This window comes from Janthinobacterium sp. PLB04, from assembly GCF_021165895.1.
Lineage (GTDB): Bacteria > Pseudomonadota > Gammaproteobacteria > Burkholderiales > Burkholderiaceae_D > Janthinobacterium > Janthinobacterium lividum.
Genome location: NZ_CP088968.1, coordinates 2,855,977 through 2,875,678 on the forward strand (window position 1 = coordinate 2,855,977; position 19,702 = coordinate 2,875,678).

18 protein-coding genes are annotated in these 19,702 nt (G+C 63.0%); 13 read left to right on the forward strand and 5 right to left on the reverse strand.

The features are described 5' to 3' along the window. Window positions 1-9 precede the first annotated feature (9 nt). The gene (locus tag LSO07_RS12715; protein ID WP_225317289.1) at window positions 10-660 is read right to left on the reverse strand and encodes a TetR/AcrR family transcriptional regulator; all 651 of its coding nucleotides are present in this window, start codon (window positions 658-660) and stop codon (window positions 10-12) included. A gap of 122 nt (window positions 661-782) precedes the next feature. On the opposite strand from LSO07_RS12715, the gene LSO07_RS12720 reads away from it, so the two are divergent. After that, on the forward strand, window positions 783-2,162 hold the full coding sequence (locus LSO07_RS12720; protein ID WP_151094593.1) for an MFS transporter: 1,380 nt from the start codon (window positions 783-785) through the stop codon (window positions 2,160-2,162). 3 nt (window positions 2,163-2,165) lie between these two features. Here the strand turns inward: LSO07_RS12720 and LSO07_RS12725 are convergent, their stop codons facing one another. Then, window positions 2,166-3,383 carry a hypothetical protein gene (locus LSO07_RS12725; protein WP_191909661.1) on the reverse strand — a complete coding sequence of 406 codons (1,218 nt, stop codon included), beginning with the start codon at window positions 3,381-3,383 and terminating at the stop codon, window positions 2,166-2,168. Window positions 3,384-3,620: 237 nt separating this feature from the next. Here LSO07_RS12725 and LSO07_RS12730 point away from each other — a divergent pair, with 237 nt between their 5' ends. Then, complete coding sequence (locus LSO07_RS12730) at window positions 3,621-3,959, forward strand: type II toxin-antitoxin system RelE/ParE family toxin (RefSeq protein WP_442905273.1); 339 nt, start codon at window positions 3,621-3,623, stop codon at window positions 3,957-3,959. A 20-nt stretch (window positions 3,960-3,979) separates the two neighbouring features. Beyond that, window positions 3,980-4,315: a helix-turn-helix domain-containing transcriptional regulator gene (locus tag LSO07_RS12735; RefSeq protein WP_092610759.1), complete on the forward strand. Its 336-nt coding sequence runs from the start codon at window positions 3,980-3,982 to the stop codon at window positions 4,313-4,315. A 15-nt stretch (window positions 4,316-4,330) separates the two neighbouring features. Here the strand turns inward: LSO07_RS12735 and LSO07_RS12740 are convergent, their stop codons facing one another. The 3 genes from LSO07_RS12740 to LSO07_RS12750 are packed head-to-tail and all read right to left on the reverse strand — an operon-like array spanning window position 4,331 to window position 7,227. After that, entirely contained in the window at window positions 4,331-5,353 is a 1,023-nt protein-coding gene (locus tag LSO07_RS12740) for a Gfo/Idh/MocA family oxidoreductase (protein WP_151094596.1), read from the reverse strand. A 28-nt stretch (window positions 5,354-5,381) separates the two neighbouring features. Beyond that, window positions 5,382-6,368, reverse strand: a complete 987-nt coding sequence (gene iolG / locus LSO07_RS12745) for an inositol 2-dehydrogenase (protein ID WP_151097562.1) — start codon at window positions 6,366-6,368, stop codon at window positions 5,382-5,384. Further along, complete coding sequence (locus tag LSO07_RS12750; RefSeq protein ID WP_034757651.1) at window positions 6,361-7,227, reverse strand: MurR/RpiR family transcriptional regulator; 867 nt, start codon at window positions 7,225-7,227, stop codon at window positions 6,361-6,363. Before LSO07_RS12750 ends, iolG begins: the two co-directional genes overlap by 8 nt. Window positions 7,228-7,475: 248 nt before the next feature. Between LSO07_RS12750 and LSO07_RS12755 the strand changes: the two genes are divergently transcribed. The 10 genes from LSO07_RS12755 to LSO07_RS12800 all read left to right on the forward strand — a co-directional run bounded on the left by LSO07_RS12755 (window position 7,476) and on the right by LSO07_RS12800 (window position 19,688). Further along, the gene (locus LSO07_RS12755; protein WP_034757655.1) at window positions 7,476-8,525 is read left to right on the forward strand and encodes a sugar ABC transporter substrate-binding protein; all 1,050 of its coding nucleotides are present in this window, start codon (window positions 7,476-7,478) and stop codon (window positions 8,523-8,525) included. 139 nt (window positions 8,526-8,664) lie between these two features. Then, window positions 8,665-9,834, forward strand: a complete 1,170-nt coding sequence (locus LSO07_RS12760) for an ABC transporter permease (RefSeq protein ID WP_034777904.1) — start codon at window positions 8,665-8,667, stop codon at window positions 9,832-9,834. A gap of 3 nt (window positions 9,835-9,837) precedes the next feature. Next, window positions 9,838-10,623 (forward strand): ATP-binding cassette domain-containing protein, encoded by a 786-nt coding sequence (locus LSO07_RS12765; protein WP_034777901.1) that lies wholly within the window; start codon window positions 9,838-9,840, stop codon window positions 10,621-10,623. An 8-nt stretch (window positions 10,624-10,631) separates the two neighbouring features. Further along, window positions 10,632-12,578, forward strand: coding sequence for a bifunctional 5-dehydro-2-deoxygluconokinase/5-dehydro-2-deoxyphosphogluconate aldolase (locus LSO07_RS12770; protein ID WP_151094599.1), 1,947 nt, complete (start codon window positions 10,632-10,634; stop codon window positions 12,576-12,578). Then, on the forward strand, window positions 12,575-14,404 hold the full coding sequence (iolD, locus tag LSO07_RS12775) for a 3D-(3,5/4)-trihydroxycyclohexane-1,2-dione acylhydrolase (decyclizing) (protein WP_151094602.1): 1,830 nt from the start codon (window positions 12,575-12,577) through the stop codon (window positions 14,402-14,404). The genes LSO07_RS12770 and iolD overlap by 4 nt, the downstream gene beginning before the upstream one ends. Further along, window positions 14,401-15,321 (forward strand): myo-inosose-2 dehydratase, encoded by a 921-nt coding sequence (gene iolE / locus LSO07_RS12780; protein ID WP_151094604.1) that lies wholly within the window; start codon window positions 14,401-14,403, stop codon window positions 15,319-15,321. The genes iolD and iolE overlap by 4 nt, the downstream gene beginning before the upstream one ends. After that, window positions 15,318-16,115, forward strand: coding sequence for a 5-deoxy-glucuronate isomerase (gene iolB / locus LSO07_RS12785; protein ID WP_231773008.1), 798 nt, complete (start codon window positions 15,318-15,320; stop codon window positions 16,113-16,115). The genes iolE and iolB overlap by 4 nt, the downstream gene beginning before the upstream one ends. Window positions 16,116-16,128: 13 nt before the next feature. Continuing rightward, window positions 16,129-17,628, forward strand: a complete 1,500-nt coding sequence (locus LSO07_RS12790; RefSeq protein WP_034777890.1) for a CoA-acylating methylmalonate-semialdehyde dehydrogenase — start codon at window positions 16,129-16,131, stop codon at window positions 17,626-17,628. 73 nt (window positions 17,629-17,701) lie between these two features. Next, on the forward strand, window positions 17,702-18,340 hold the full coding sequence (locus LSO07_RS12795; RefSeq protein WP_099380218.1) for an ANTAR domain-containing response regulator: 639 nt from the start codon (window positions 17,702-17,704) through the stop codon (window positions 18,338-18,340). 157 nt (window positions 18,341-18,497) lie between these two features. After that, window positions 18,498-19,688, forward strand: a complete 1,191-nt coding sequence (locus tag LSO07_RS12800; protein WP_151094606.1) for a CmpA/NrtA family ABC transporter substrate-binding protein — start codon at window positions 18,498-18,500, stop codon at window positions 19,686-19,688. Window positions 19,689-19,702 lie beyond the last annotated feature (14 nt).

Genomic DNA, 19,702 nt, shown 5'->3' on the forward strand with positions numbered 1-19,702 from the left:
CCTGCCGCGTCAGTGCGGCGTGCCCAGCATGCGCAGGCAGGCGTCGGCCACGTCGGCGGCGAAGGCGCTGCTGTCCTGCAGTTGGGCGGCGATGGCGTCGTCCGTCACGCCGTGCACGGCCGAGTAAATCATCAGGGCCGCCAGGCGCGGCTGGGGCAGGGGCCATGCGCCCGCCGCCGCGCCGCCCGCCAGGATGGCGCCGAGCTGGGCCAGGATGGCGTTCTTGTCGGGATTGTCCGCAGGGTCGATGCCGATGCTGCGCCGGTGGCTCGTGTAGACGATGTCGTGCAATTGCCAGGTGCCCAGGTAAGTGGCGATATTCGCTTGCACCCACGCGCGCAGCCGGCCTTCCCAGTCGTTGGGCATGCACAGGTCGATGGCCGCTTCCAGGCTTGCCAGGAAATGCTGCGTATAGCGTTCGGCCAGCGCCGCCAGCATCTCGTGCTTGGACGCAAAATAATGGTAGAACGTGCCTTTCGCCACGCCGGCCAGGGTGGTGATGTCGCTGACGGTGGTCGCGTCAACACCCTTGTCGAGGAACAGGCGCTCGGCGGCGGTCATCAATTCATCGAGGCGCACTTCGGCTGGTTTGGTGCGGGGGCGTGCGGGCGTGTCCGTGGCAGGGGCGGCGTCGTGCATGGCGCGGAGGAAAGTAGTCATGCGTCTAGTATAAGTGAAGCGCTGGCGCTGCCAAAGCTCACCGGTGCACACGATTGGTTTTTAATTGACTGACGGTCAGTCGATAGTTATGATGAAGGCAAACTCATACATCGGAACCACTCATGCAACGTTATCGCCGGGCGGCTCTGGTAGCCGCCGCCTACCTTGGCACCTTTCTTGCCTCGCTCGATATCAGCATCGTCAACGTGGCCTTGCCCACCTTGCAAACGGCGCTGGCGACGGATATGGCGGGCTTGCAGTGGGTGGTCAACGCCTATGCGCTGTGCCTGTCGGCCTGCATGCTGTCCGCCGGTCCGCTGGGCGACCGGCATGGGCACAAGCGCATCTGGCTGCTGGGCGTGGCCCTGTTTACGGCGGGTTCGCTGCTGTGCGCGCTGGCCGCCAGCCTGCCGCTGCTGCTGGCGGGCCGTGCCGTGCAGGGCATCGCGGGGGCCTTGCTGATCCCCGGCGCGATGCCGATATTGAGCCACGCGTTTCCCGACCCGCGCGAACGGGCGCACGTGATCGGCGGCTGGTCGGCTTTCAGCGCGCTGGCGCTGATCCTGGGGCCGCTGCTGGGCGGCATGCTGCTGGAGGCCACGGGCTGGCAAAGCATCTTTCTGATCAACCTGCCGCTGGGAGTGCTGGCCATGCTGCTGGGCGCCTGGGGCATCACGGAGCGCCATTACCGTGAACAGGCGGCGCTGGACCGGACGGGGCAGATACTCAGCATCGTCTGGCTCGGCGCGCTCACCTACGGCTTGATCGCGCTGGGCGAGGCGGACGGACGGGGCGGTGCGGCTGCCTGGCCATCGCTGGGCGGGGCGCTGCTGGCCTTCATCGCCTTCCTGGCCGTCGAAGCGCGCGCGCCGCGCCCCCTGTTGCCGCTGCGGCTGTTTCGCGACCGGACCTTTGCGGTGATCAACCTGGCCTCGCTGGTGCTGGGTTTTGCCTGCTACAGCAGCCTGTTCTTTTTCTCGCTGTACCTGCAGCAAATCCAGGGCTGGCCGGCGGGCGCCAGCGGCTGGCGCATGTTGCCGCAGTTTGCGGCCATGGGCATCGTTTCCCTGTGCTTCGGCCGCCTCAGCCGTCACGTGTCCCTGCGGCGAGTGATGCTGGCGGGCTATGTGCTGGCGGGGCTGGTGCTGCTGGCGACGGCGACCCTGGCGCCGCAGACGCCCTACGCCATCGTCGGCAGCCTGTTCGGCCTGCTGGGCCTGGCCATGGGATTGGCCGTGCCAGCCACGGGCTTGCTGGCGATGGCAGCCGTGGAAGGCGAGCGGGCCGCCATGGCATCGGCCATCATGAATGCCTTGCGCCAGGCGGGCATGACCATGGGCGTGGCCGTGCTGGGCAGCGTGATGAGCTTGCACGCCGCCACCCTGCTGGAGCGGGCGGGGCAGGTTGCCGCCCTGGCCGCCGGCTTTCAGCTGGCGATGCTGCTGGCAGGGCTGGCGTGCCTGGCCGTGGCCTTGCCGCTGTACTGCTTGCCGCCGAAGTAAGGCTCAGGCACGCAAGGCGCTGGGCACGCGTGGCGACGACATCAGGTCGCGGAATGCGGCCCAGTGTTCCGCGCGCGTCGCGCCCTGACGCTCGACATAGGCTTTCGCCATGTCCTGGCCCAGGTTGTAATTGATGACGTACGCGCCCATGGCGTCGTAGAACTGCAGGCGCTGCGCGGATTTCTCGGCCGGGTACAGGCGCACGTTGACCAGCCATTCCAGTGCCTCTTCGCGGCTCAGGCTGCCTTCGAGGTACTGGCGCGCGATATCGTTGTCGGCATAGCTCAGTTTGGCCAGCAGCCCATTGAGTTGCGCATAGCGGGGCGCCAGCGCCGGATCGAGGCCGGCCAGCGGGTACAGCACCTGCTGTTCGAAAACCAGCCGCTCTGCATCCGTGAAACTCAGTTCGATGCCGTAATTGGCCGTGCCTTCGGCAATCAGGGATTGCGGAGAATATAGCGGATAGATGCAGTATTCCATCCAGCCCTTGCCGCGCACCAGGTCGCGCTCGAGCAGCACGTTGTAGACGTGGTGGCCCGGATACGCTTCGTGGCAGCCGAGGTCGACGGCGCGGTCTATGTACACGGGCAAGTCCGTATTGATCTGGATCACGCTCTGGTAGTTGCCCTTGTACCAGTTGTAGCCGCTCCACGGCTTGTCGGTGACGAATTCCAGCACGAAATCTTCGCCTTCGGGCAGGGCGATGTACTGCAGGGTGCGTTCGCGGCCCGCGCGGATGGCCGCATCCATGACGGCGCGTAGTTTGTCGGCGGGAATGACAAGTTGCGCGCGCAAGGCATTGACCCGGTCGCTGACCGTGCCGTCGCCAGGCAGCAGGGCATCGATCTGCGCCACCAGTTCTGCATAGTACGCGCGGTTGTGATGGGGCGAGACGGCGTCGTACAGGCGCGCGCTTTCCGTATCGAAATCCAGGCGCGATCCCTGCAGCATGTCCGCCTTGGCCAGCACGGCCTGCAACTGCTTGCGCAGGTTGAGGGCGCGCAGGCAGTCGGCGTCGGTCAGCAGGGCCAGCGCCGCGTTTGCACCATCCTTGATGCCGCTCAAACTCAGTTGCTGTTCTACCGCTTCTTGTTGCCATGCGGGCGGGCCGTAATACGCGTCGACATACGAGGCATCGTGCTGGCCCATGGCCAGGACCAGTTTGACGTAGCGTTCGGCCACGTTGGTGAGGAGGGGAGAGTGGCTGTCGTGCTGCGTCATGGCGGCATGCTTCCTGGCGGTTGAACAGGTGCTTATTGTATAGCGCATCTGCATGCAGATGCGATGTACACACGCGACATCATTTCCCTATAACAATTAGAAAAACGCATCTTGATGTAGCTCAGTGAACCCGGCATTCGCGGCCTGTGCGCGCGGGTTTGGTAGCAAGATGGGCGGCCTACTTTTTTACATGTACACGTGATTTTCCCCTTGATCTTTCTTCGTTTATGGACGAATATGATGCACGAGATACGGCACTACCTGACATCATCGGGCAGGGATTTGTATACGGAATGGCTGAAGCGCCAGCGCGACAATACGGCCAGGGTAGCCATCGTGCGCCGGGTACTGCGTATGATTCCCGGCAATTTTGGCGACCACAAGTTTTGCCGCGACGGTGTGTGGGAGTTGCGCATCGATGTGGGGCCTGGCTACCGCGTGTATTACGCCATCGCTGACGGGCAGATCATTTTATTATTGTGTGGCGGCGCAAGCGCGTGGAGACAAGCGCACGCAGTCGAAAGATATCGAATACGCCTGTGCCTGTTGGCACGACTGGAAGGAGAGGGAAGATGAAAGAGGATGTGAAAGAGGTCATGAGCAAACCACCAAGAGACCGCTCGCATGACGAGGCGATGGCCGAACTGTACCGCGACGATCCCGCTTTCGCCCTTGCATTGATCAACGAGATCCTCGTCGATGGCGACCACGGCGAACTGCTGGCCGTGCTGCGCCAGCTGACGCGCGCCTTTGGCGGCGTGCCCGCCGTGGCGCAGGCGGCCAAGCTCAATCCTACCCAGCTGTACCGCACCCTGTCGCCCGATGGCAATCCCTCCTTGAGCACCTTGACGGCCATCCTCGATGCCATGGGCTTGCGCCTGGCCGTGGAACCCAGGCAGCCCGAGCGTCCATTTCCCGCGCCGGCTGCCTGAGTCCCTGCCTCTGGCTTAAAACTCCACGGGCCGTGCCTCGCGCATCGCTTGCGTCATGGCCAGGCCGATGCGCGTCGCTTCCGTCGCGTCGTGCAAGGTCAGCGACAAGGTGCGCCGGCCCAGTGCCGCATCCGTAAACTCCTGCGCCTCGATCAAAAAGGCGTCGGCGAAGCGGGCATAGAAGTCCGGCGTGCATTCATTGCGCACGCCATGCGCATCCGAAATTTCCACCCTGTTCAGGCGCGGATTGCTGCCCACGGCCAGGCGGCCGCCCGTGCCGAACACTTCCGTCAGGGTTTCGTGGCCGTGCGCCATGGTGCGCGAGGCCATGAAGCTGGCCATGCTGCCATCGGAAAATTCGACCGTCGCCAGGCCATTGTCCACGTCGCCGAACGCCTGCAAGCCCGTGTGGATGGCGTTGGTGCCGCTCGCATACACGCGTTTGGGCACGGGATTGCCCAGCAGCCAGCGCGCCAGGTCGATATCGTGCACGCTGCAATCGAGGAAGATGCCGCCGCTGGTGGGGGCGAAGCGCATGAAGGCGCCGCTGGGGTCGTTCTGGTCGCAGGTTTGCGAACGCACCAGGTAGGGCTTGCCGATCAAGCCTTGGGCAATCTTTTGCTGCGCATCATGGTAGCTGGCGTCGAAGCGGCGCACGAAGCCGATCATGATGGTCAGCTGCGGGTGGCGCGCCGCTTCCGCTTCCACCTTCAGGCAGTCGGCCAGGTCCAGCGACAGCGGTTTTTCGCAAAACACATGCTTGCCGGCGCGCAGGGCAGCGATGATCTGGTCCGCATGCAGCGAGGTGGGCGTGACGAGGAAGACGGCATCCAGGCCCGGGTGGGCCAGCAGGGCGTCGTAGTCCGCATAAGCGGTGGTGATGCCGAGCGTGCTGGCTGCCCAGTCCAGTTCGGCTGGTACGGGGCTGCAGGCGGCCACGACTTCGGCATTCGGCACGCGCTGCGCCAGGTTGATGGCGTGGCGCTGGCCCAGCCGGCCCAGGCCGACGATGCCGACTTTTAATGTTGGGGATGACATGGTGTCTCCAGGTATTTTTATTATTGGTTTATAAAGTGACCACGCGCTGTTCACGCCACGACAAGGTGGCCGCCTCGGCCAGTTCCAGTGCCTTCAAACCATCGTGAACGGTGGTGCGCAGCGGCGTGCCGTGGGTGAGGGCGTCAAAGAAATGTGCCATTTCCTGCGCGTAGGCCACGCGATAACGTTCCAGGAAGAAGTCTTCCGGTTTGTCCACGCTGACATTCACGGCGCCATAGGCCGTCACTTCCGTCGGCTTGTGGTTGCCCGCTTGCAGCATGCCGGCGCTGCCCAGCACTTCGAAGCGCTGGTCGTAGCCGTAGGCGGCGCGGCGCGAGGCATTGATCTGGCACAAGCGTCCCTTGGCCGTGCGGATGGTGACGACGGCCGTGTCCAGGTCGCCCGCCTCGCCGATGGCGGGATCGACGAGGCAGCTGCCCGTGGCGTGCACGCTGACGGCTTCATCGTCGAGTATCCAGCGGAAGATGTCGAAATCGTGGATCAGCATATCCTTGAAGATGCCGCCCGACACCTTGATGTAGCTGACGGGCGGAGGACCAGGGTCGCGGCTGGTGACGACCAGCAATTCGGGCGTGCCGATTTCGCCCGCTTCGATGCGTGTCTTGACGGCATTGAAAGTCGGGTCGTAGCGGCGCTGGAAACCCAGCATGCACAGCACCTTGGCTTCCTTGACGGCGGCGGCGCAGGCGCGCGCCCGGGCTATGGTCAGGTCGACGGGTTTTTCGCAAAAGATGGCCTTGCCGGCGGCGGCCGAGCGCAGGATCAGGTCCGCATGCGTGTCCGTGCTGGAAGCGATGACGACGGCCTTGATGGCGGGGTCGGCCAGCGCCGTTTCCACCGAGGCACTGCTGCCGCCATGCAGGCCGGCCAGCGCTGCGGCCGCCTCCTGGTTGACGTCGACAACGTACTTGAACTGCACGCCGGGTTGGGCAGCCAGGTTGGCCGCGTGGATTTTGCCGATGCGTCCGGCGCCGAACAACGCTACTTCAATCATCATGTTCTCCTGGGGTGTGGATTTCTTCGATGTCGAGCTCTAATTTGTATGCCAGCGCGATGAACAGCGCCTGGCACAGGCAGATGGTGCTGGTCAGCGAACGGAAGGCGAAGGCGCTGCCCTCGGTGACGGTGAGCAGCGCGTCGGCGGCCCGCGCGAGCGGGGCCAGTTTGCTGTCGGTAATCACGAGGACCTTGGCGCCCTTGTCTTGCGCCGCCTTGATGCACTGCTGGGTTTCCTTGCCGTAAGGCGAGAAACTGATGGCGATCGCCACATCGCGTTCGCGCACGCTGCGCATCTGTTCGCGGTGCATGCCGCCCAGTCCGCTGATCAGGTGGACGCGCTTGTCCGTGTGTTCCAGCGCGTAGGCGATGTAGGAGGCGATCGGAAAGGACCGGCGCACGCCGATCACATAGATATTTTCCGCTTTCAGCAGCAGGTTGACGGCCGCTTCCAGCTGCGCGTCGTCGAGGCCGGCCGCCAGGTCGTCGAGGCCGGCGCGGCTGGCGCCGACGAATTCGCGCGTCAGGTCGCCTGCGCTGAGAGCGGCGTCGCGCGTGGAAATGAGCTTGCGGATGCGCTGCTGATAGTCGGGTGTGGCGCCGGCCTGGTCCGTGTAAGCCTGGCGGAACACATCCTGCATTTCCGAAAAGCCCGTATAGCCGAAGCGCTGCGCGAAACGCACGATGGCGGATGGCTGCACGTCGCAGGCGGCAGCGATATCGCTGATGCGCTCGAGCATCAGGCTGGCCCGGTGCTTTTCAATGTATTGGGCGATGACTTTCAGCTGGCGCGACAGGTTGTCGTACTCGGCGGCAATGTGCTGCATCAACTGTTCGATGGGGGCGGTGGCTGCCATGGTGTTTTCCTCTGTGTGCTTGCTGGGCCGTAGGATTGCTGCGGCTGGTTCTGGCGAGAATTATAGGAGGGAAATCCAAAAATAGAAATGAATTTCTATTTAAATTTATTTTGAAAATTTTATTGCATTTGTCTTTTTTGTGGCCTAAGCTGTGCGCAGTGCATCGGTTCGTGTGCCGCAAGGCCAGGCCGGTGACACCCTTCATAAAAGCTCGCAACTATAAAAATTAATCCGTCTAGGAGACATTCATGCATAGCAATAAAAGCAAGGGTTTGATGAAGTGCCTGGCCATCGCCAGCCTGGGCCTGAGCCTGGGTTTGAGCACGGGCGCCAGCCATGCTGCCGGCGAGAAATTCGTCATGGTCAGCCACGCGCCGGACTCCGATTCCTGGTGGAACACCATCAAGAACGCCATCAAGCAAGCCGGTGAAGACTTCAACGTATCCGTCGACTACCGCAATCCGCCGAATGGCGACCTGGCCGACATGGCGCGCCTGATCGAGCAGTCGGCCGCGCGCAACTATGACGGCTTGATCGCCGATATCGCCGACTTCAGCGTGCTGCAAAAACCGCTGGGTACGGTAGTGGCCAAGAAAATCATGCTCGTGACCATCAATTCGGGCACCATCGCGCAAAGCGAGCAGTTGAAAGCCATCATGCACGTGGGCCAGCCCGAATATGACGCGGGCCTGGGCGCCGGCAAGCGCGCCAAGGAAGCGGGCATCAAGTCCTTCGTGTGCGTGAATCACTATGCGATGAATGCCTCGTCGTTCGAGCGCTGCCGCGGTTTTGCCGATGCGCTCGGCGTCGACTTCAAATCGTCCACGCTCGACACCAATGGCGTCGACCCTGGCGTGATCGAAAGCAAGGTCAGCGCCTATCTGCGCAGCAATCCGAAGACCCAGGCCGTGCTGGCGCTGGGACCGGATTCGGCGCCGGCCGCCATGCGCGCCGTCGAGAAGCTGGGCCTGAAAGGCAAGATGTATTTCGCCAGCTTCGACTTGTCGGAAGAAATCGCCAAGGGCATCAAGGATGGCAGCATCCAGTTCGCCATCGACCAGCAGCCCTACCTGCAAGGTTACATTCCTGTCGCCGTGATGGCCATCATGAAGCAGCAAAAGATCACTGACCTGGCCAAGGTCAAGGAAATCCTGATCGCCAATCCGAAATACCAGGCGCGCTTGGCGGAATACGGCCTGACGCCCATCTACGGCCCACGCCACATCAGCTCAGGCCCCGGTTTCGTGACCAAGGAAAATATCTCCAAGGTCGAAAAATACGCCGGCCAATACCGCTAATCCACACAGTCGCCACCGGGAGTTGCCCAGCGCCGCACCGCCTCCCGCGGGCGGCGCATGGGAGGAACACGCCTGGCGCCAGCGATGCTGGCAGGAAAGTAATTGGAATTGGTAACAAGTATCACTGAAAGGACATCGTATGACTGCGCTCAAATCCAGCCTGGCTAGCCCCGGCAAGTATCCTCCTCCGCCTCCCGGCGCCTCCAGCAAGCCAGTTGCCGCCGCCGACGAGCGCGTGGGCACGACCAGCTGGGTCAAACGGTTTTTTGGCCGCCCCGAATTCGCCTCGATTTCCGGTGCGGTGCTCGTGTTTGCCTTCTTCGTCATCACGGCCGGCGATTCCGGCATGTTCAATCTCGATGGCGTCGTCAACTGGATGCAAGTGGCTTCCTACCTGGGCATCATCGCCATCGGCGCCTGCCTGTTGATGATCGCCGGTGAATTCGACCTGTCGATCGGTTCCATGATCGGCTTTGCCGGCATGATGATCGCCATTCCGACGATCTATTTCCACTGGCCATTGTGGGCCGCCATCCTGTTCGCTTTCGCCGGTTCCATGGCGCTGGGCTGGCTTAACGGCTACATCGTCATCAAGACGCGCTTGCCATCGTTCATCGTTACCCTGGCGTTCCTGTTCATCCTGCGCGGCCTGACGCTGGCCCTGTCGATCATGTTCGCCAACCGCACCATCGTCAGCGGCGTGGGCGACCTGGCGGCGCAGGACTGGCTGGCCAGCCTGCTGTTCCACGGCAATGTGGCGACGGGCCTGTTCCAATGGATGGGCGCGCATGGCTGGATCGCCGTGCTCGACGACGGCTCGCCGCTGGTGAAGGGCATTCCGAAAGTCATCGCCTGGTGGCTGGTGCTGGCCGCCGGCGCGGCATTCGTGTTGTCGCGTACCCGCTTCGGCAACTGGATGTTTGCCGTGGGCGGCGACGCCAACGCGGCCAAGAACGTGGGCGTGCCGGTGCGCAAGGTCAAGATCTCGCTGTTCGTCTTCACGGCCTTCTGTGCCTGCCTGTTTGCCACCTTGCAAGTATGCGATGTGGGTTCGGCCGCCGCCGACCGCGGCATGCAAAAGGAATTTGAAGCCATCATCGCGGCCGTGATCGGTGGCGCCTTGCTGACGGGCGGCTACGGTTCCGTCGTCGGCGCCTGCTTCGGCGCGCTGATCTTCGGCGTGGTGCAGATCGGCATCACTTATACCAACATCAATTCGGACTGGTTCCGCGTGTTCCTCGGCGTGATGCTGCTGATCGCGGTGCTGTTCAATAACTTTGTACGCTCACGCGTCACGGAAGCGAGATAAATCATGAGCGAGCATATTCTTGCCCTGGAAAATGTCAGCAAGCGTTTCGGCTCCGTGCTGGCCCTGCAAAACATCACCATGCGCTTGCGCGAGGGGGAGGTTCATTGTTTGCTGGGCGACAACGGCGCCGGCAAGTCGACTTTGATCAAGACCCTGGCCGGCGTGCACAAGCCGACCGATGGCCAATACTTGGTCGATGGCAAGCCCGTCGTCTTCAATTCGCCCAGCGAAGCGCTGGACATGGGCGTGGCCACCGTCTACCAGGACCTGGCGCTGGTGCCGCTGCTGTCCGTAGCGCGCAATTTCTTCATGGGCCGCGAGCCGATGAAAAAGCTGCTGGGCCTGGTGCCCGTGATGGATATCGACTATGCGGCCGATACGGCGCGCGACAAGCTGGCCGAGATGGGCATCATGGTGCGCGACCCGCACCAGGCCATCGGCACCATGTCGGGCGGCGAAAAGCAGTGCCTGGCCATCGCCCGCGCCATCCACTTCGGCGCCCGCGTGCTGATCCTCGACGAGCCGACGGCGGCCCTGGGCGTCAAGCAATCGTTTAATGTATTGAAACTGATTTACAAGGCGCGCGAGCGGGGCATTTCCGTGATCTTTATTACGCATAATGTGCACCATGCGTATCCGGTCGGCGACTCGTTCACTTTATTGAACCGGGGCAAGTCGCTGGGCACCTTCACCAAGGATACGGTGACCAAGGATGCCTTGCTGGACATGATGGCGGGCGGTGCGGAAATGCAAACGCTGATGAGTGAACTCGACGGTGTCACGATTTAAGGATAGCCATGAATAATTCCACACAATTTGCCCAGGGCCGCGCGCTGGACGTGATCTGCCTGGGCCGCCTGGCGGTGGACCTGTACGCGCAGCAGATCGGCAGCACCCTGGAAGACGCGACCAGCTTTGCCAAATACCTGGGCGGCTCGTCGGCGAACATCGCCTTCGGCACGGCGCGCCTGGGCTTGAAGTCAGCCATGCTGTCGAAGGTGGGCGACGATCACATGGGGCGTTTCCTCACCGACACCTTGTCGAAAGAGGGTTGCGACGTCAGCCATGTGGGCATCGACCACGACCGCCTGACGGCCCTGGTGATGCTGGGCATCAAGGATAAAAACACGTTTCCATTGATTTTTTACCGTGAAAATTGCGCCGACATGGCCATCGAAGCATCTTCGGTGGATGCGGCCTTCATTGGATCGAGCAAGGCGCTGTTGATCACTGGCACGCATTTCTCCACGGCCGCCATGCACGCCGTCAGCACGCAGGCCCTTACATTGGCCCGCGCCAGCAACGTGCGCACCGTGCTCGACATCGATTACCGGCCCGTGCTGTGGGGCTTGTCGGGCAAGGCGGACGGCGAAACGCGTTTCGTCTCGAACGAAGGCGTCACCAAACATCTGCAAAGCATGCTGCCGCAGTTCGACTTGATCGTCGGCACGGAAGAGGAATTCATGATCGCCGGTGGCGGCGCCGACATCATGGCGTCCCTGCGCGCCGTGCGGTCCTCCACCCTGGCGACCCTCGTCGTCAAGCGCGGGCCGCTGGGCAGCGCCGTCATCGACAATGTGGTGCCGCATAGCCTGGATGACGCGTATAACTTCCGTGGCGTGCGCGTGGAAGTGCTGAACGTGCTGGGCGCGGGCGACGCGTTTCTCTCGGGCTTTCTGAAAGGCTGGCTGCGCGGCGAGGATTACGAAGCGTGCTGCCGCTACGCGAACGGTTGCGGCGCCCTGGTCGTGTCGCGCCACGGCTGCGCGCCGGCCATGCCTTCGCCCGTCGAGCTAGACTATTTCCTGGCCAACGCGGCCAAACTGACGCAGCCGGACCAGGACGCGACCTTGTCCCGTCTGCACCGCACGACGGTAGCGCGCAAGGAGTGGAATGAGCTGTGCGTGTTTGCCTTTGACCACCGCACGCAATTCTTTGAGCTGGCGCAACAGACGGGCGCACCCGAGTCCGCCATTGCGGCCCTGAAACAATTGATGGTGCAAGCCGTGGCGCAGACGGAAACGGCCTTGCAGCTGGCCGGCAAGACTGGCGTGCTGATCGATGGCCGCTATGGCGTCGATGCCCTCAATGATGCGACGGGACGTGGCTGGTGGATCGGCCGTCCCGTGGAATTGCCGGGATCAAACCCGCTGCAATTCGACTGGGGCCGTTCCATCGGCTCGCACCTGCTCAGCTGGCCCAAGGAACATGTGATCAAATGCCTGGTGCAGCTGCACCCGGACGACGCCGTGGAAAACCGCCTGGAACAGGAAGCGCAGATCAAGGCCCTGTACGACGCGGCGCAAGTGAGCGGTCACGAACTGTTGCTGGAAGTGATACCGTCGGAAGCCTTGCCGCACGGCGACGACACGGTCTTGCGTGCCGTCAAGCGCCTGTACAACCTGGGCATTTACCCGGAATGGTGGAAGCTGGAAAGCATGTCTGCCCAACAATGGCAAGCCATCGATGCCCTCGTGCATGAGCGCGATCCGTATTGCCGTGGCGTCGTCCTGCTGGGTTTGAACGCGCCGATTGCCGCCCTGGCCGACAGTTTTGAGCAAGCCAGTGCCAGCACGACGTGCCGCGGCTTCATGGTGGGCCGCACCATCTTCCAGGAACCGAGCCGCCGCTGGCTGGCGGGCGAACTCGACGATGCGGGCCTGATCGCCGCAGTGCGCGCCAACTTCGAGCAGCTCATCGCCCTGTGGCAGCGTACGCGCAACCGCCTGGAGCGTGCAGCATGAGCGCCACGATCAGATTGACCATGGCGCAGGCGCTGGTGCGCTATCTGGCCGCCTTGCGGGTGGAAGGGGGCGAACCTTTGTTCGGCGGCGCCTTCGCCATCTTTGGCCACGGCAACGTGGCGGGACTGGGCGAGGCGCTGTACCAGTACCGTGACAGTTTCCCGACTTACCGCGCCCACAACGAGCAGGCGATGGCGCACGCGGCCATCGCTTACGCAAAAGCGCACATGCGCCGGCGCATGATGGCGGTGACCAGTTCCATCGGTCCCGGCGCCACCAACTTGCTGACGGCCGCCGCCCTGGCGCACGTGAACCGCTTGCCCGTGCTCTTGCTGCCCGGCGATGTGTTCGTCTCGCGCGCACCCGATCCCGTGCTGCAGCAGCTGGAAGACGGCACGGATGGCAGCGTTTCCGTCAACGATGCGTTCAAACCTTTATCGCGTTATTTCGACCGTATCGTCTATCCGGAGCAATTGCTCACCGCCTTGCCGCGTGCCATCGCCGCCTTGACGGACCCGGCCGCCTGCGGCCCCGTCACTTTATCTTTGCCGCAAGACGTGCAAACGATGGCGTATGACTATCCTGCCAGCTTTTTCGAACCGAGAGTCGTGCGTTTCCGTGCCTTGCCGCCTGTCGAGCAGGAGCTGGAAGAAGCGGTGTCGCTGTTGAAAAACGCCAGGCAGCCGCTGATCGTGGCTGGCGGCGGCGTGCTGTACGGCAAGGCCAGCGCCGCCTTGCAGGCGTTTGCCGAGCGCCACGGCATTCCCGTGGCGGAAACCCAGGCGGGCAAGAGTGCCTTGCCATGGGACCATCCGCTGCAGCTGGGCGCCATCGGCGTGACGGGCTCGCCTGCCGCGAACGCGCTGGCGGCGGATGCGGACGTGGTGCTGGCCATCGGCACGCGCTTGCAGGATTTCACCACCGGCTCGAATTCCCTGTTTGCGCAGGCGCAGCTGGTCAGCTTGAACGTCAACAGTTTTGACGTACTGAAACGTCGTGGCCTGGGCTTGCAGGCGGACGCGACGCTGGGTTTGCAAGGCCTGTCGCGGCTGCTTGGCAGCTGGAACAGCGCAGGGCAATGGATGGACCGCGCGCAGCAGGCGGGCAACGCCTGGCGCGCGACGGTGGCCGCCATCACCGGCAAGCGCGAGGTGGCCGGCTTGCCGTACGACGGCGAAGTCATCGGCGCCGTACAGCGTTCTTCACCGGACTCTGCCAGCCGCGACATCGTCGTTTGCGCGGCGGGGACTCTGCCGGCCGAACTGCACAAGCTGTGGCGCACGTCGACGCCAGGCGGCTACCACATGGAATACGGCTATTCGTGCATGGGCTATGAAATCGCCGGCGGCCTCGGCGTCAAGATGGCGAAACCGGAAGCGGAGGTCGTCGTCATGGTGGGCGACGGCAGCTATCTGATGATGAATTCGGAAATCGCCACTTCCGTCATGCTCGATAAAAAACTCATCATCGTCGTGCTCGACAACCGGGGCTATGGCTGCATCAACCGCCTGCAGCAGGCGTGCGGCAATGCTTCGTTCAACAATATGTTGCCCGATAGCGCGCCGCATATCGACTTTGCCCTGCATGCGCAATCGCTGGGCGCGCTGTCCGAACATGTGGGCTCGATTGCCGAACTGGAACAGGCGATGCTGCGCGCCCGCGCCGCTACGCGTACCTATCTGATCTGCATCGATACGGACGACACGCGCACGACCGAAGAGGGTGGTTGCTGGTGGGAAGTGGCCGTGCCCGAGGTCTCCACCCAGCCCGGCGTGCAGCTTGCGCGCGCCCGTTATGAACTTGACCGCCAAGGACAACAAAAATGAACGCACCGACATGGAATGTGAAGATCGGCATCAACCCGATCTCGTGGATGAACGACGATTTGCCGTCGCTGGGTGGAGAAACCCCGCTGGAAACGGCCCTCAAGGAAGGCGCCGAGATCGGCTACGTGGGCTTTGAACTGGGCAACAAGTTTCCGAAAGACGCCCCGTCCCTGAACGCCGTGCTGGGCAAGTATGGCCTGGCGTGCGTCTCCGGCTGGTATTCGGGCCGCCTGGCGCACCGCTCTGTCGAGGAAGAGATCGCCGCCGTGGCATCGCATCTGCGTTTGCTGGCGGACAGCGGCGCCACCGTGATGGTCTACGGCGAAGTGGCTGACGCCATCCAGGGCGAAGCGCGCGCCCTGTATAAGCGCCCCCGTTTCCAGTCGCAGCAGCAATGGCAGGAATATGCAAACAAATTGACGGCCTTTGCCGCCCACCTGCTGGCGCATGGAGTACGCCTGGCCTATCACCATCACATGGGCGCTTACGTGGAAACGCCGGCCGATGTGGACCAATTGATGGCCTTGACGGGACCCGAGGTCGGCTTGCTGTTCGACACCGGTCACATCACCTTTGCCGGCGGCGATGCGCTGGCAGTGCTGAATAAACATATAGATCGCATCTGCCACGTGCATTGCAAGGACGTGCGCCCGAATGTGGTGAAACTGGCCCGCAATGGCCACTGGAGTTTCCTGCAGGCCGTCATCAATGGCGCCTTCAGCGTGCCGGGCGACGGCAGCATCGACTTCCCGGCCATCCTCACGCGGCTGTATCTGCACGGCTACGCGGGCTGGCTGGTGGTTGAGGCGGAGCAGGATCCGGCCGTCGCGCCCAGCTATCAGTATGCGAAGATGGGCCACGATTACCTGGCGCATCTGGTCGAGGCCATTCCCCGCCTGGGCAGGGAGGCGGCATGAGCCCGCTGCTGGTCAAAGCGGCCAAGACCGGCGGCAAGATCGTCGAGGTCACGCCCGCGTCGGCCGGCTGGACGCACGTGGGCTTCGCCGCGCATCGGTTGCAAGCAGGCGAGAGCCTCAGCCTGGACACGGGCCGCCGCGAACTGTGCATCGTCGTGCTGACGGGCATGGTGACGGTGCGGGCCGGTGAACAGATGTGGGAAGCCATCGGCAATCGCCAGAGCGTGTTTGACGATGTATCGCCGTATGCCGTGTATGTGCCGCTGGAAACCACGGTCGGCATCACGGCCGTGAGCAATGCGGAAGTGGCCCTGTGCAGCGCGCCGGCCACGACCCAGCGTCCGGCGCGCCTGATCGAGCCGTCTGCGATGACGCGCTCGGTGCGCGGCAAGGGGGCGAACACCCGCTATGTGTGCGACATCCTGCCGCAGACGGCCGAGGCCGATGGTTTGCTGGTGGTCGAGGTGGTGACGCCGTCCGGCCATTCCTCGAGTTATCCGCCGCACAAGCACGACAGCGACAATATTCCACTGGAAAGTTCACTGGAAGAAACGTATTACCACCGCTTGAACCCGGAGCAGGGCTTTGTCTTTCAACGGGTCTACACGGACGACCGTTCCATCGACGAGGCCATGGCCGTGGAAAACCACGACGTGGTGATGGTGCCCAGGGGTTACCACCCCGTCACCGTGCCGTATGGCTACGATGGCTATTACCTGAACGTGATGGCCGGCCCGCGACGCGTGTGGCATTTTAAAAACGACCCGGCCCATGACTGGCTGATGACGAAATAAGCAAGGATAAACAATGACAACGCAACAGATCGGCCACTTTATTGGTGGCAACCCGATGGCTTCGCGCTCCGAGCGCATGAGCGACGTTTTTAACCCCGCCACGGGCGCCGTGACGGCGAAGGTGGCGCTGGCGACGCCTTCCGAACTGAACGCGGCCGTGGCCGCCGCCCATGCGGCGTTTCCCGCCTGGTCGCAAACCTCGCCCCTGCGCCGCGCCCGCGTGATGTTCAAGTTCAAGGAATTGCTGGAAGAGCATTCGGATCAATTGGCCGCCCTGATCACGGCAGAGCACGGCAAAGTGTTCACGGATGCCAAAGGGGAAGTGACGCGCGGCATCGAAGTAGTGGAATTTGCCTGCGGCATCCCGCAAATGATGAAGGGGGAGTATTCGGAGCAGGTGGCCGGCGGCATCGACGCCTGGTCCATCCGCCAGGCGCTCGGCGTCTGCGTCGGCATCACGCCCTTCAATTTTCCCGTCATGGTGCCGATGTGGATGTTCCCGATGGCAATTGCCTGCGGCAATACCTTCGTATTAAAGCCGTCGGAACGCGACCCGTCGGCCAGCCTGCTGCTGGCGCAGCTGTTGACGGATGCGGGTTTGCCCGATGGCGTCTTCAACGTGGTGCAGGGCGACAAGGAAGCCGTCGATGGCTTGTTGCATCACCCGGACGTGCGCGCCGTCAGCTTTGTCGGTTCCACGCCGATCGCCGAATATATCTACGCCACCGGCTGCGCGCAGGGCAAGCGCGTGCAGGCGCTGGGCGGCGCGAAAAACCACATGGTCGTTATGCCGGACGCGGATATTCCGCAAACCGTCGATGCCCTGATGGGCGCCGCCTTCGGTTCGGCGGGCGAGCGCTGCATGGCCATTTCCGTGGTGGTGGCGGTGGGCAATGTGGCGGACCAGCTGGTCGAGGCGCTGGTGCCGCGCATCGCCGCCCTCAAGATTACGCAGGGCATGGATTTAACAGCGGAAATGGGTCCTGTGGTGACGCAAGTGCACAAGGAAAAGATTGCCGGCTATATCGCCACGGGCGTCAAGGAAGGCGCCAAGCTGGTCAGTGACGGGCGCGGTTTCGTGTTGCCAGGCCACGAAAACGGCTTTTTCCTCGGCGGCAGCCTGTTCGACCATGTCACGCCCGAGATGACGATCTACAAGGAGGAAATCTTCGGCCCCGTGCTGTGCATCGTGCGCGTGCCCGATTTTGCCACGGCGCTGGACCTCGTCAATGCGCACGAGTACGGCAACGGCACGGCGATCTACACGCGCGATGGGAATACGGCGCGCGAATACACGCACCGGGTGCAGGTGGGGATGGTGGGCGTCAATGTGCCGATCCCCGTGCCGATGGCTTTCCACAGCTTCGGCGGCTGGAAGCGCAGCCTGTTCGGCGACCACCACGCGCATGGTCCGGAATCCGTGCGTTTCTACACGAAGCAGAAGGCGGTGACGCAGCGCTGGCCGGCATCGACGGCGGCCGGCGCCGAATTTGCCATGCCGACCCTGAAGTAAGGGGCCCTAGCGTTATCTGGTTCGCTTCTTGCTTACTGCAATGGTTGTGTTTAGCCATTGCAGATAGCCCTCCATGACGTCCAGCCGTACCCAGCCATTGCGCATTGTTGTCGTCAACACTATTGTCGAGCACGGCGTGCACGAGAATGCGGCATTGGCGGCCCAGGTGCAGCGCGGCAACGCCTTGCGCATCGGTTTGCTTGAATCGGGGTATGACATCGTCGCCTCCCTACCAGCCGACCTCTACCTTCCCGAACGTATCGCCCAGCTGCAGCCCGACCTCATCATCATTGACGCCGAATCGGATGCGCGCGACGTACTCGAACACATCGTCATTGCCACGCGTGATGAGCGCCGCCCCATCGTACTCTTTACCGAAGACGGCGCCACGGCCAGCATTGACGCGGCCATGGCGGCCGGCGTGTCCGCCTATATCGTGGCCGGCTTGCAGGCCGAGCGCATTCAACCCGTGCTGAACGTGGCTCTGGCGCGCTTTCGCCAGGAAGAAAAATTGCGCGCCGAATTGCTCGACACGCGGCACAAGCTGCTCGAGCGCAAGGTGATCGAGCGGGCCAAAGGCTTGTTGATGACGCATCACGGCTTGACGGAAGACCAGGCTTACCAGCGCTTGCGCAGCATGGCCATGAACAAGAAACTCAAACTGGCGGAAATTGCCCAGCGTATCCTCGACGTGGAGGACTTGCTGGGATGAATCGTCCATTTCCTGATACATGCTGGTGCAGTGCACCATTTAGGTGCGTTTCCAGCCTCCCTGGAAGGGACGTGCACAGGCACGGTCCTTGCTGCGGAAAGGGGAGAGCCTTGCCCACGGTGGCGCGGAAAAACAGTACTTATCAGCAAGGAATGGTATGACAGAGCAAGCGGGCAAAGAGGCGGGACATGGTGCCCAGGTGATGCGGTCCCTGCAGCCGGAAAAACAGACGATACGCATCGGCTACCTGCCGCTGGCCGATTGCGCCTCGCTGGTGATGGCGTCAAAGCTGGGCCTGGATGAAAAATACGGCATCAAGATCGAACTGAGCCGCGAGATGTCGTGGGCCGGCGTGCGCGATAAATTGAATAGCGGTGAACTCGACGTTGCCCACGTGTTGTATGGCCTCGTGTATGGCGTGCAGATGGGCATCGGCGGACAACAGCACGACATGGCCGTGCTGATGAACCTCAATCACAGCGGCCAGGCCGTCACCCTGTCGGCGGCGCTGGCGCGCGAGGGCGCCCACGATGGCGCCACACTGGCGCGGCACATGCGCGGCGCGGCGCGGCCATTTGCGTTTGCGCATACTTTCCCGACCGGCAACCACGCGATGCTGCTGCAATACTGGCTGGCTGCGCATGGCATCGACCCGCTGCGCGACGCGCGCGTGATGACGGTGCCGCCGTCGCAGATGGTGGCCGCCTTGCGCGCGGGCCAGATGGATGGCTTTTGCGCCGGGGAACCATGGGGCTACAAGGCCATCGTCGATGGCGTCGGCGTGACAGCCACCACCAGCGGCGCCATCTGGCCCGACCATCCGGGCAAGGTGCTGGGCACCAGCGCCGCGTTTGCGCAGCAGCATCCGAACAGCTGCCGCGCCCTGATCGCCGCCGTGCTCGAGGCGGGGCGCTGGATCGACGCCACCGATGCCAACCGGCTGGCCATGGCGGCCATTCTGGCCGAGCCCGCTTACTTGAATACGCCGCAGGAAACGCTGGCGCCGCGCATTCTCGGCCACTATCAGGATGGCCTGGGCAAGACCTGGGACGAGGCGCACGGCTTGAAGTTTTATGGCGCCGGCGCCGTCAATTTTCCCTATCTGTCCGACGGCATGTGGTTCATGACCCAGCACCGGCGCTGGGGCTTGCTGCGCGACGAACCCGATTACCTGGCCGTGGCAAGGCAAGTCAACCGCATCGACCTGTACCGCCAGGCGGCGGAAATGACGGCCACGCCCTTGCCCGCTTCACCGCTGCGCAGCTCGACCCTGTGCGACGGCGTCGTGTGGGACGGCAGCGCGCCGGAAGCGTACGCGGCATCGTTTGCCATCGGCCACTTTTTTTAATGGGAGATTTCATC